Consider the following 12,488-nt stretch of genomic DNA (forward strand, 5'->3'; position numbering starts at 1 on the left):
CGTGTAAGCGCATGGCGCCGTGTGCGTGAGCATGTGCATGAGCGGGCGGCGTCTGTTCGAGCGCGCCTCGCCCATGTGCCGGCGCCGCGCTGCTCGGGTTGGCCGCGCCGCCGCTTGCCGCGTCATCCTCAAGTCACTGCCGCATTCACCGGCAATTCGATCCGCACTTCGAGTCCGCCCCGCGCATGATTGCGCACCTGGCAGCGTCCGCCGCGATCATGCGCGAGCCGCGCGACGATCGCGAGGCCGAGGCCGCAATGACCTTCGCCGCCGCGCGCGGCGTCGAGCCGCACGAACGGTTTCATCGCGGCGGCGATGCGGTCGTCGGGAATGCCGGGGCCATGATCGCGCACGCGGATCGTCCAGCGCCCGTCGTTGCGCGCGGTCGCGATCTCGACCGGCGGCATGCCGTGTTCGAGCGCATTGTCGACGAGGTTCGTGACGAGCCGGTCGAGCAGCGTGCGCGGTAGCGTGAACGATGCTCCGGCGCGCAGATCGAGCGCGAAGAGCGGCGCTTCGGCGGTGTCGGCGGCTTCGGCCATTTCCGCGCCGCCGGCGTTTTCACCGGCGGAAAACTGCTCGCGCAGGAACTCGTCCACTTCGACAGGCGGCCCGGCGTCGGCCGACTGGCCCGCGAATTCGAGGAACTGCTGGACGATGTTGGTCAGCGAATCGACGTCGCGAATCAGGCCGGCGCGCTCGCTTTCCTCGACCAGCACGCTCGCGCGCAGCTTCAGGCGCGTGAGCGGCGCCTTCAGATCGTGCGCGACGCCGGCCAGCATGACGGCCTGGTCGTCGCCGGCTTCGTTGAGGCGCCGCATCATGTCGTTGAACGAGCCGATCAGATCGCGCAGCTCGCGAGGGCCCTGCACGGGCACGGGCTCGGGCCGCACGCCCGAGCCGAACTCGCGGGCCGCGTCGGCGACGCGCGAGAGCGGCCGTTGCATCTGCCAGACCGCAAATAGCGAGAGGATCAGCGCGGCAAGCAGCATCGAGACTGCCTCGACCAGAAAGCGCGGCGGCGGCGGCACGTCGACCGGCACGACGACCCAGTTCGACTTGCCCGGAAACAGCACCCAGAGTTGCGGCGGACGCAGATCGTCGACGGCGATCTGCGTGCCGCCCGGCAGGTTCTCGCGCAACTGCTGGCCCAGTTCGATCAGCAGACGTTCCTTCGGCTCATGCAGATGCACGCTCGTCGGCATGTTCCAGGTGGGCACGAGATGCACGCGCATTGCGGGCGCGAGCGCGGCGCCCTTGATCGGCTCGCCGTTGATCGCCTGCAGCACGAGCAGAATGCCGCGCGCGAAGCCGTCGATTTCATGGCGCGGCGGCTGCATCGTCACGAGCACGAACCAGCTTGCCTGAATCGCGAACAACACCGCGGCAGACAGCAACGCCATTCTGCCGAACAGCGTGTTCAGCGGATTTTTCATGCGCTCGGGGCGGCCTCGTCCTCGAAGGGCGCGCTGCTGGCGTCGGGCACGAACACATAGCCCTTGCCGCGTACCGTTTGCACGTAGCACGGATTGGACGGGTCGTCCTCGATCACGCGGCGCAGACGCCAGATCGGCACGTCGAGGCTGCGGTCGCGGAAGGCCAGGTTGTCGCGATGCACGAGGTCGTGAATCAGCACGCGCGACAGCACCTTGTACGGGTTGTTGACGAAAATCTTCAGGAGCGCGAATTCACTGTCGCGCAACGGCAGTTTCGCGTCGTCGCGGGTCAGCGAGCGCGTGGTGAAGTCGAGTTCGAACGGCCCGAAGCGATAGCGCTTGCGCGCTTCGGGCGCGCTCGTGGTAGACGGCCCGCGCCGGCGCAGCACGGTCTGGATGCGCACGAGCAGTTCGCGCGGATCGAACGGCTTGGTCAGGTAGTCGTCCGCGCCGAGCGAGAGGCCGACGATGCGGTCGGCCACCGTGCCGCGCGCGGTCACGAAGATCACCGGAATGTCGTCGCCGGCGGCGCGCAGCGCGGTGAGCGCGCGCAGGCCGTCGGTGTTCGGCATCATGATGTCGAGCACGACGACCGACGGCCGCTCGCGTTCGAGACGGCGCTGCAGATGCGTGCCGTCGTGCAGAACCGACGCATCGAAGCCGTTCGACTGCAGAAACTTGCAAAGCAGATCGCGTACGACCGGATCGTCGTCGACGATGAGGACCTGTGGATTCATGGCGAAATTCTAGATGGGCGCGTGCGGCAGGCGGCCGGGCGTTTCCTTACCAATGCTTACGGTGTGACGCGGGGCTTGCCGGCGCGCGACGCAAGGTGCAACGCTTACCAGCGCTTACTTTAGCACTGCTTCGACGGGCTGCCGGGGTTGTGGCCGGCCGATGCGGCGCACTGCGCCGGCGCACGGAAGCGCGGCGTTTCGAGCCCCGGTTTCAGTGTTCCCGGAGCGGCGGCGCGAGCCCGCGCCCGGTTGCGCCGATCTCGCCATCGGGCACGAACACGTAACCGCGTCCCCACACCGTTTGCACATAGCGCGGCGCCGACGGGTCCGCTTCGATGAGCCGGCGCAAACGCCAGATCGACACGTCGAGACTGCGATTCCGATGCGTCTCGTCGTTGCCGCGCAGTTTTTCGAGCAATTGCGCGCGCGTGAGCACGGTCATCGCATGCGTGACGAACACTTTCAGCATCGCGAATTCGCTCGAACGCAGCATGATGCGTTCGCCGTCGCGGCGCAGCTCGCGCTCGGGGAAATTCACTTCGAAGTGGCCGAAGCGATAGGGCGCGCGCTGCTCGGGCGCGCCCGGCGCAACCGTGCCGCGACGCCGCAGCACGGTGCGAATTCGCGCGACCAGTTCGCTCGGTTCGAACGGCTTGCCGAGATAGTCGTCCGCGCCGAGTTCGAGGCCGATCACGCGGTCGATCGGCTCGGCGCGGGCGGTCAGCAGGATCACGGGAAGGTCGTCGCCGGCGACGCGCAACGCCCGCAGCGCGCTGATGCCATCGAGCTCCGGCATCATGATGTCGAGTACGACGAGCGCGGGGCGTTCCTCGAGCAGGCTGCGCTGCAGCGCCATGCCGTGTTCGAGCGCGACGACCTTGAAGCCGCGCCCTTGCAGATATTCGCTGACGAGTTCGCGCACGACGGGATCGTCGTCGACGATCAGGATGGTCTGGTTCATTCAGGGCATCTTAGTGATCCGCGCGGGCCGGGCAAAGCGTGTCCGGCTTTCGAATCCTTTCCGATGTAAGACGTGGCAAGCCGCCGGTGCTCGATGGGGCGGCGCGGGTGGCCGGTGCTGTGCCGGCTGTCGTACGCACGGTTTTGCACGTACGGTTTGCGCGCTGCGCTGCGTGGCGAGGGACGCGGCTCAGCCGAGCGTGAGCCCGCCATCGATATGGATCACCTGACCGGTGATGTGACGCGCTTCGCCGGAAAGCAGGAAGGCGATCAGCGCGGCGACGTCGGCCGGCTCGGCGACGTGGCCGAGCGGTGTCGCCTCGGCGGCGCGCGCCCATGCCGCCACGTTGTCGGCGCTCGGGCCGCGGTCCTTGCGCGTATAGCCGGGCGCTACGCAATTGACGGTCACGCCGCGCGGCGCAAGCTCGGCGGCCGCGGTTTTCGCGAGTGATTCGAGGGCCGCCTTCGCCGCGGCCGTCGCGGCAAACGGCGCGTCCGCGCGATAGCGATGCGCGACGAACGAGCTCACCGCGACCACGCGGCCGCGCCGCGACGTTTCGAGCGCGGGCAGCGCGCGTTTGAGGAGCGCGGCGAACGCGGCCGGCATCGCGGCAAACGCCGCGCCGAACGTGTCGGGGTCGAGTGCGGAAAGAGTCTGGCGTTGCGCGTGTCCGGCGTTGGCGACCAGTTGATCGAGCGCGCCGAAGTTCGCGAGCGTTTGATGGACTACGTGCTCCGCCGCGCCGCGCTCGGCGAGATCGCCGAACACGGTCGCGCAGCGCGCGCCGTTCGCGGCGCATCGATCGGCGACTTGCGCGAGGCGTTGGCGGGAAGCGTCGTCGGCGCCGCGCGCGTGCAGCATCAGCGCGGTGTCCGGCGCGGCGAGACGTTGCGCGAGCGCCGCGCCGATGCCGGAGCCGGCACCGGTAATCAGCACGACGCGCGCGCTGCCGTTGGTGTCGTTGTCGATGCCAGCGTTGGCGTTGCTTGCCTGCTCGCTCATCGCGTCGTTCGGTTCGCCGGGTTGCTCGTTGGATTGCTCGCCGGGCGGATCAGGCCGCTACTGCTTCGCGGCTGCGTTCGACGTCGAGCGTTTCGTCGTGGAACGCCGAGAGCGACTCGCGATGCGCGACGCTGACGATCGCCGCCTTCGGCAGCCGCTCCGTGAACAGGCGGTACAGGCGCGCCTCGTTTTCCGCGTCGAGCGCGCTGGTCGCTTCGTCGAGGAACAGGTAGTCGGGCTTGTGCAGCAGCACGCGCGCGGCGGCGAAGCGCTGCTGCTCGCCCGGCGACAGCACGCGGGTCCAGTGCGCCGATTCCTGCAGACGGTCCGCGTATTCGGACAGATGGCAGGTGACGAGCGCTTCGCGGCATTCGTCGTCGCTATAGGTGTCGGCCGCCGACGGATACGCGAGCGCCGCCTTCAGCGTACCGATCGGCATGTAGCTGACCTGCGGGATGAACATCATGCGCGCGTTGACGGGCGCGTCGATCGAGCCGTCGCCGAACGGCCAGAGGCCCGCGAGCGCGCGCATCAGCGTGCTTTTGCCGGCGCCCGACGGACCGCGCACGAGCCAGCGCGAGCCCGGCCGGATCGCGACATCGCGGATGCGCGACAGCGGGTTGCCGTTCGGCAGCGCGAGTTCGAGGCTGGCGGTGGAGAGCTGGTTGGCGTCGACGAAATGCAGGTTGATGCCGCCGTGTTCGGTGGCCGGCGAGACCGATTCCTTCAGACGCGGCGCATGCATGATGCGCTTGAATTCGCGCAACCGGTTCACGGTGGCGCGCCATTCGACGAGGCTCGTATAACTGTTGATGAACCACGAGAACGAATCGCTGACGGTGCCGAACGCGCTCGAAATCTGCATCAGCACGCCGAACGTGAAGGCACCCGCGAAGTAGCGCGGCGCGGCGACCACGATCGGGAAGATGATCGCGATCTGGCCGTAGAAGCTCAGCACGAAGGTCAGGCGCTTGGTGTACTTCATCACCTGCCACCAGTTGTCGCGGATGCGGCCGAACAGCGTGCGTGCGTTGTGCTTCTCGGTTTCCATGCCGTTGTAGAACGCGATCTGCTCGGCGTTCTCGCGCAGACGGATCAGGCCGAAACGGAAATCCGCCTCGACTTTCTGTGCCTGATAGTTGATCGACACGAGCGGATGACCGACCTTCTGCGTGACGAGCGAGCCGACCACCGCATACAGCGCAGCAGCCCACACCATATAACCGGGGATATGCAGCGGCATGCCGCCGAGCGAAAGGGTCAGCGCGCCCGCGAGCGACCACAGGATCGTGATGAACGACACGAGCGTGACGACCGTGGAGAGCAGATCGAGCGTGAGCGAAAGCGTGGTGGTGGCGAACGATTGCAGGTCGTCGCTGATCCGCTGGTCGGGGTTGTCGGCGAGGCGGTCGCGCTCGATGCGGTAGAACGCGCTGTCGTCGAGCCACTCGTTCAGGTAGCGCGTGGTCAGCCACTGGCGCCAGCGGAAGCCGAGCATCTGGCGCAGATAGCGGCCATACACGGCGAGGATGATGAAACCGAACGCGAGCCCGCTGAAGATCATCAGCAGGTGCGGGAAGTCGTGGACGTTCTTCTGCTGCAGCGCGTTGTAGAAATCGGCGCTCCAGCGGTTCAGGCGCACGTTGATCCAGACGACGAGCAGGTTCATCACGACGATCGCGATGAGCAGCCCCCACGCCACGAAGCGTTCCTCGGAAACCCAGTAAGGCTTGATCAGGCTCCAGGCGGAGACTTTTTCGTCGGGCGGCAGCGCGGGGCTGGCGGAAGTATTGGATGTCATGAGCGTCCTGGTGATGTGCTGGCCATGGGTCGAGCCGGTCGATCCTCGGTGTCGGGCTGGTCGGGTTGCGCCATGTCGGGCGATCCCGCGACGAGCCGGTCCGTATGCTGGGTTGCCCTGCGGCGGGTCTGCGATGCCTGCCCGGGCGTCGTGCTTTCGTGCTCGGGGCGCGCGCCGCCGGACGGGCGCCCGATTCTGGCGTGACGCCCTTAAGCGGGCATTAATTTGCGCCGCCGGCGCGCCCCCGTGTAAGCGCCGCGCATACGGCCTGAAGCGCCGCGCGCGCCGCGTTCGCGGCACCGATCACGGCATTGTGCCAGAGCGTCGGCTCGCGGCGCATCGGCATCGCCATAGAGGGTGCCGGAGCGAAATCGCGGCCGCCTCGGCGCCCCGCTGGTTTGCGGGCGTCCGGCCTTTTATGGTCTAATGACCCGTGACGAAACAGGGGTGCTTCGCCCACGGGCGGCATGATTTCCATGCTGCGGCGGCGAGGCTGAGAGAGACCCTTTGCACCCGATCCGGGTAATACCGGCGCGGGAAGTTTCCGGAAGCAACCGTCTTCCATTCCCCGCCGGGCGGCGCTGGCGCATGACGCGCGCGCATCTTGCCCGGCCGGCTTCACCCGCCGGTTTCGTCCTCGGTACGTGCGTTTTTGGGCCGTACGGAAAGGACTTGATGACCGCCTATTCTTCATACATGTACGTTGCTTCCCGTCACGCCGCCGCAGGCGCGCCGTGCCGCTTTGGCATGGCCCGCTCTGGCGATGCGCTGCGCCGCCTGGCCGTGGAGCGTGCGCGATGAACCGTCCCGCCCGACCCGATTTCGTCGTGCTCGGCGGCGGCCTGTGCGGCCGGCTGGTCGCGTGGCGGCTTGCCGGCGAGGGGCATCGCGTGGCGCTGTACGAGCGCGGCGATGCCGCTGGGACGCAGGCGGCCGCGTGGGTCGCCGCCGCGATGCTGGCGCCGCTCGCCGAGGCCGCCAGCGCCGAACTGCTGATTACGCGGCTCGGCGCGAGTTCGCTCGAAAGCTGGCCGCGCGTGCTGGCCGAATTGCCGGAGCCGGTGTTTTTCCAGCGCAACGGCACGCTCGTCGTCTGGCATCACGCCGATCGCACCGAAGCGCCGCTGTTCGAGCGCCGCGTGCGCGCGAATGCGCCGGCCGAACTGCTCGACGGCGGCTTCGTCGCGCTGGCCGGCGCCCAGCTCGGCGCCGCCGAGCCCGCGCTGGCCGGCCGCTTCAACCAGGGCTGGCTGCTGCCGCGCGAAGGCCAGCTCGATAACCGCCAGGTGCTGGCCGCGCTCGCCGCCGGTCTCGCCGAACGCGGCGTGGAGACCCACTGGAATACGCCCGTCGACGAGGCTGCGCTGCCCGAAGCCGGCATCACGATCGACTGCCGCGGTCTCGGCGCGAAGCCGGTGCTGCCGACGCTGCGCGGCATCCGCGGCGAAGTCGCGCGCGTGCATGCACCGGGGCTGCACCTGACGCGTCCGGTGCGGCTGCTGCATCCGCGCTATCCGCTCTATATCGCGCCGAAGCAGAACGGCCTCTACGTGATCGGCGCGACCGAGGTCGAAGGCGAGGACATGTCGCCCGTCAGCGTGCGCTCGGCGCTCGAACTGCTGAGCGCGGCGTTTTCGGTGCATCCGGGTTTCGGCGAGGCGCGCATCCTCGAACTCAACTCGCAGTGCCGCCCGACCTTGCCCGATCATCGTCCGGCGCTGCTGTGGGACGGCGCGCGCACGCTGCGCGTGAACGGCCTGTACCGGCACGGCTATATGATCGCGCCCGAAGTCGCCGACGAAGCTGTGCGCTTCGCGAGCGCCTTGCTCGACGGCCGCATCGGCGACGCCGACGCGTTCGCTGGCTGGCGGCGCGAGGCGCGCTGGAGCGAGCTTTTTCAACAGGATTTCGTGCGGGAGCCGGCCTGAGCGCCGCGGCCGCCGCGTCGCGCATCGGGCCGCTTTCGCCATCGATTGAACCGTATTCGAGCACCATGGACATTCATATCAATCAGAAGCCGTTGTCGCTGCCCGAGGGCGCGACTGTCGCCGATGCGCTCGCCGCCTATGGCGCGCGCCCGCCGTTCGCGGTCGCGCTCAACGGCGATTTCGTCGCGCGCACCCAGCATGCGGCGCGCGCGCTGCAAGCCGGCGACCGGCTCGACGTCGTGCAACCGGTTGCGGGCGGCTGAGCGCCGGCGCGCCGGCCTGCCGCCGATTCATTGCCGGGCCCGTTGCCGCAAACGAGCGCCGGAAACCCCTTGCCGCAAGGCCGTTGCGCAACGTCGCAGCGGCAAACCAGGATGACGCACATGACCTCCCATCAGACCGCCGACGCCCTCACGCTATACGGCCAAACTTTCGCGAGCCGCGTGCTGCTCGGCACCTCGCGCTATCCGTCGCTGCAATCGCTGTCCGATTCGATCGACGCGGCGCGGCCCGGCATGGTCACCGTCGCGCTGCGCCGGCAGATGAACGAGGGCGGCGCCGAAGCCGGCTTCTTCGATCTGCTCAAGCGCCACGCCGTGCCGCTGCTGCCGAACACGGCGGGCTGCCTGACGGTCGGCGAAGTGGTCACGACCGCGCACATGGCGCGCGAAATCTTCGAAACCGACTGGATCAAGCTCGAACTGATCGGCGACGACTACACGCTGCAGCCCGACCCGGTGGGCCTGATCGAGGCCGCCGCGCGGCTCGTCAAGGACGGCTTCAAGGTGCTGCCGTACTGCACCGAAGACCTCGTGATCGGCCGCCGTCTGCTCGACGCCGGTTGCGAGGCGCTGATGCCGTGGGGCGCGCCGATCGGCACCGGCAAGGGCGTGATCAATCCGTACGGGCTACGCGTGCTGCGCGAGCGGTTGCCGGACGTGCCGCTGATCGTCGATGCCGGGCTCGGCGTGCCGTCGCACGCGGCTCAGGTGATGGAGTGGGGCTTCGACGGCGTGCTGCTGAACACGGCCGTGTCGCAGGCGACGCACCCCGACGCGATGGCGCGCGCGTTCGCGCTCGGCGTCGAGGCGGGCCGGCAGGCGTATCTCGCGGGGCCGATGGCCGAGCGCGAAAGCGCGCACGCGAGCACGCCGGTGGTCGGCATGCCGTTCTGGCATCAGGATGGGAGTGCCGCATGACACAGTCCTTGACGTTGAAGGACCGCGATCTGTTCTGGCCGCCCGCCGACGAACTGGTCGAAGCCGCCGAGCGCATCCGCGCGCGTCTCGGCGACTGGCCGCCGACGCACGCGCCGTGGCGCATCTGCCTGACCGCGCCCGATGCGCCGAACGGCGGCGACCTGATCGTGCTTGCCGACGCGCAACGGCACGGCGAGCAGATGGCGCGCTGGCTCACGCAGGGCGCGGGCGTGATCGTCGCCGCGGAAAACCGCGCGACGCTGCATCTGGGCGGCGAGAAGTACGGCCTCGAAGGCCATCTGGCGGACGACTGGATTGCCGCGCTCGCTGCGTTCCTCGACTGCGGTTTCGATCCGCACGACGCGCTCGTGCTCGCGCTCGCCTGGCGCGACGGTGACGAAACCCGTGACGAAGCGCGTGACGAAACCCGCGCCGCCGACGCATTCCCATCCGACCTCGCGCGCTTTCCGCGCCTGACCGGCTTGCCGGCCGCGCCGGCGCAGCCGTTTCCGCGCTGCCCGCACAAGCTCGGCCTGTACCCGGTGCTGCCGACCGCGGACTGGGTCGAGCGGGTGGTCGGCCTCGGCGTGAAGACCGTGCAGTTGCGCCGCAAGTCGGCCGAACCCGCCGACGAACTGAAGCGCGAAATCGCCCGCAGCGTGGCGGTGGGACGCGCGCACGACGCCCAGGTGTTCATCAACGATCACTGGCAGGCCGCCATCGAGGCGGGCGCGTACGGCGTGCACCTCGGTCAGGAAGACGTGCATACCGCTGATCTGTCCGCGATTGCGGCGGCTGGCGTCCGGCTTGGTCTGTCGACGCACGGTTTTTATGAGACGCTGAAGGCGCTGCACTTCCGTCCGAGTTACATTGCACTGGGCGCGGTCTTTCCGACCGCGACCAAGGTGGTGCCGACCGCGCCGCAGGGCTTGCGGCGTTTGGCACGCTACGTGCGGCTGCTCGACGGCGTGGTGCCGCTCGTCGCGATCGGCGGGATCGATCTGCAGGTGCTGCCCGACGTGCTGGCAACCGGCGTCGGCTGCGCCGCGGTGGTGCGCGCAGTGACCGATGCGGCCGATCCGGCTGCCGCGGTTTCTGCGTTGCAACACGTGTTTACGCAATAATCCTCAGGCATAGTCAATGGACGGGGCACCTCACGGCAGCTTTTGCATGATGGCCCTATAATTCGGCCTTCCGTGTAAAAGGATTGTCAGCTTGGTGCCTTCCTCCCGCGAGCCCCTACTCGAACTGCGCGACGTCGACTTCGGTTACGGCGACCGGCTCGTCCTGTCGAATCTGAACCTGCGCTTCCGTCGCGGGCAGGTCGTCGCGGTCATGGGCGGCTCCGGTTGCGGCAAGACCACGGTGCTGCGCCTGATCGGCGGCCTCGTGCGCGCGCAGCGCGGCGAGGTGCTGTTCCACGGCCAGGACCTCGGCCGGCAGACGCGCGAAGGCCTTTACGCGCTGCGCCGCAAAATGGGCATGCTGTTCCAGTTCGGCGCGTTGTTTACCGACATGTCGGTGTTCGAAAACGTTGCCTTCTCGCTGCGCGAGCACACCGATCTTCCCGAAGAACTGCTGTGCGACCTCGTGCTGATGAAGCTCAACGCGGTGGGCTTGCGCGGCGCGCGCGATCTGCTGCCCTCGGAGATTTCGGGCGGCATGGCGCGCCGCGTGGCGCTCGCGCGCGCCATCGCGCTCGACCCCGAACTGATGATGTACGACGAGCCGTTCGCCGGCCTCGATCCGATCTCGCTCGGCATCACCGCGAACCTGATCCGCACGCTCAATCAGGCGCTCGGCGCCACCTCGATTCTCGTCACGCACGACGTGCCCGAATCGTTCGCCATCGCGGATTACGTCTACTTTCTCGCCAACGGCGGGGTGCTCGCCGAGGGCACCCCGGACGAACTGCGCGCCTCGACCGATCCGACCGTGCGGCAGTTCATCGACGGCGCGCCGGACGGCCCGTTCAAATTCCACTATCCGGCCCAGACGCCGCTCGCGGCGGACTTCGGCATCGGCGGAGGCCAGTCATGATCAGTGCGCTCGGTCGCTCGGTGATCAGCGGGCTCGGCACGGCCGGTTACGCGACGCGCTTCTTCCTGCGCCTCGTGCTCGAGTTTTTCCCGCTGCTGCGCCGGCCGCGTCTTGTCACGAAGCAGATCCACTTCGTCGGTAATTATTCGCTCGTGATCATCGCCGTGTCGGGGCTCTTCGTCGGCTTCGTGCTCGGCCTGCAGGGCTACTACACGCTCAACCGCTATGGCTCCGAGCAGGCGCTCGGCTTGCTCGTCGCGCTGTCGCTCGTGCGCGAACTCGGGCCGGTGGTCACGGCGCTGCTGTTCGCGGGCCGCGCGGGCACTTCGCTCACGGCCGAGATCGGCCTCATGAAGGCGGGCGAGCAGCTGACCGCGATGGAAATGATGGCCGTCGATCCGGTCAAGGTCGTGGTCGCGCCGCGCCTGTGGGCGGGCATTATCTCGATGCCGATCCTCGCCGCGATTTTCAGCGCGGTCGGTATTCTGGGCGGTTATGTGGTGGGCGTGCTGCTGATCGGCGTCGATGCCGGCGCGTTCTGGTCGCAGATGCAGGGGGGCGTCGACGTGTGGCGCGATGTCGGCGCCGGGGTCGTCAAGAGCGTGGTGTTCGGCCTTGCGGTGACGTTCGTCGCGCTGTTTCAGGGCTACGAAGCGAAGCCGACGCCGGAAGGCGTGTCGCGCGCGACGACCCGCACGGTCGTGTACGCGTCGCTCGCGGTGCTCGGGCTCGATTTTCTGCTGACCGCACTGATGTTCAGCTAAAGACCGCGCCGCACACCGGCTGCCGGCGGCGCATCGTGCGCCGCGCGCGACGGGGTGCCGATGGCGTGGCGGATTCACTTTGGGATGACGATGAAAAAGACTGCTCTCGACTTCTGGGTCGGCCTGTTCGTGGTGCTGGGTTTCGTGGCGCTGCTGTTTCTCGCGCTGAAGGCCGGCAACATGAGCTCGTTGTCGTTCCAGGCAACGTATCCGGTCAAACTCAAGTTCGACAACATCGGCGGGCTGAAGGCGCGCGCGCCGGTGAAGAGCGCCGGCGTGACGGTCGGCCGGGTCGCCTCGATCGGCTTCGACAGCAATGCCTACCAGGCGCTCGTCACGATCGATATCGACAAGCAATACCAGTTTCCGAAAGATACTTCGGCGAAGATACTGACTTCGGGCCTGCTCGGCGAGCAGTACATCGGGCTCGAACCGGGCGGCGACACGGAAATGCTGAAGGCTGGCGATACGATCTCGATGACGCAATCGGCGATCGTGCTCGAAAACCTGATCGGCCAGTTCCTCTACAGCAAGGCGGCGGATTCCGGCGCCTCGAAGCCCGCGGGCGGGGCGAATGCGCCGGCGGCGCCTGCTGCTGGCGCCGCCAGCCAATAAGGAGA

At 68.1% G+C, this 12,488-nt stretch carries 12 protein-coding genes and 1 riboswitch; of the genes, 7 read left to right on the top strand and 5 right to left on the bottom strand.

Going from position 1 to position 12,488, the window contains the following annotated elements; translation table 11 throughout:
* Positions 1–128 precede the first annotated feature (128 nt).
* From F3J19_RS21280 to F3J19_RS21300, 5 genes are all read right to left on the bottom strand, one after another.
* Positions 129–1,436 (bottom strand): ATP-binding protein, encoded by a 1,308-nt coding sequence (locus tag F3J19_RS21280; protein WP_167045525.1) that lies wholly within the window; start codon positions 1,434–1,436, stop codon positions 129–131.
* Positions 1,433–2,173, bottom strand: coding sequence for a response regulator (locus F3J19_RS21285; RefSeq protein ID WP_167045530.1), 741 nt, complete (start codon positions 2,171–2,173; stop codon positions 1,433–1,435). Before F3J19_RS21285 ends, F3J19_RS21280 begins: the two co-directional genes overlap by 4 nt.
* Positions 2,174–2,384: 211 nt before the next feature.
* Positions 2,385–3,134, bottom strand: coding sequence for a response regulator (locus F3J19_RS21290; RefSeq protein ID WP_167045533.1), 750 nt, complete (start codon positions 3,132–3,134; stop codon positions 2,385–2,387).
* A gap of 189 nt (positions 3,135–3,323) precedes the next feature.
* The gene (locus F3J19_RS21295) at positions 3,324–4,136 is read right to left on the bottom strand and encodes an SDR family oxidoreductase (protein WP_167045536.1); all 813 of its coding nucleotides are present in this window, start codon (positions 4,134–4,136) and stop codon (positions 3,324–3,326) included.
* Positions 4,137–4,185: 49 nt separating this feature from the next.
* Positions 4,186–5,937, bottom strand: a complete 1,752-nt coding sequence (locus F3J19_RS21300; protein ID WP_167045539.1) for an ABC transporter ATP-binding protein/permease — start codon at positions 5,935–5,937, stop codon at positions 4,186–4,188.
* Between the two features lie 433 nt (positions 5,938–6,370).
* A riboswitch (TPP riboswitch) is annotated at positions 6,371–6,494 on the top strand.
* A gap of 240 nt (positions 6,495–6,734) precedes the next feature.
* Here F3J19_RS21300 and F3J19_RS21305 point away from each other — a divergent pair.
* The 7 genes from F3J19_RS21305 to mlaD all read left to right on the top strand — a co-directional run bounded on the left by F3J19_RS21305 (position 6,735) and on the right by mlaD (position 12,483).
* A complete protein-coding gene (locus F3J19_RS21305) occupies positions 6,735–7,865 on the top strand; it encodes an FAD-dependent oxidoreductase (protein ID WP_167045542.1) in 1,131 nt (376 codons plus the stop codon).
* Between the two features lie 65 nt (positions 7,866–7,930).
* A complete protein-coding gene (gene thiS, locus F3J19_RS21310) occupies positions 7,931–8,128 on the top strand; it encodes a sulfur carrier protein ThiS (protein ID WP_075303282.1) in 198 nt (65 codons plus the stop codon).
* Between the two features lie 120 nt (positions 8,129–8,248).
* Positions 8,249–9,064, top strand: coding sequence for a thiazole synthase (locus F3J19_RS21315; RefSeq protein ID WP_167045545.1), 816 nt, complete (start codon positions 8,249–8,251; stop codon positions 9,062–9,064).
* Positions 9,061–10,188 (top strand): thiamine phosphate synthase, encoded by a 1,128-nt coding sequence (gene thiE / locus F3J19_RS21320; protein ID WP_167045548.1) that lies wholly within the window; start codon positions 9,061–9,063, stop codon positions 10,186–10,188. The genes F3J19_RS21315 and thiE overlap by 4 nt, the downstream gene beginning before the upstream one ends.
* A gap of 94 nt (positions 10,189–10,282) precedes the next feature.
* Positions 10,283–11,104 carry an ABC transporter ATP-binding protein gene (locus F3J19_RS21325; RefSeq protein ID WP_345891061.1) on the top strand — a complete coding sequence of 274 codons (822 nt, stop codon included), beginning with the start codon at positions 10,283–10,285 and terminating at the stop codon, positions 11,102–11,104.
* Complete coding sequence (mlaE, locus tag F3J19_RS21330) at positions 11,101–11,868, top strand: lipid asymmetry maintenance ABC transporter permease subunit MlaE (protein WP_167045555.1); 768 nt, start codon at positions 11,101–11,103, stop codon at positions 11,866–11,868. Before F3J19_RS21325 ends, mlaE begins: the two co-directional genes overlap by 4 nt.
* Positions 11,869–11,958: 90 nt before the next feature.
* Positions 11,959–12,483, top strand: coding sequence for an outer membrane lipid asymmetry maintenance protein MlaD (mlaD, locus tag F3J19_RS21335; protein WP_167045558.1), 525 nt, complete (start codon positions 11,959–11,961; stop codon positions 12,481–12,483).
* The last annotated feature ends 5 nt before the right edge of the window (positions 12,484–12,488 follow it).

It is taken from the genome of Burkholderia sp. Ax-1724, assembly GCF_011752995.1.
Taxonomy (GTDB): domain Bacteria; phylum Pseudomonadota; class Gammaproteobacteria; order Burkholderiales; family Burkholderiaceae; genus Paraburkholderia.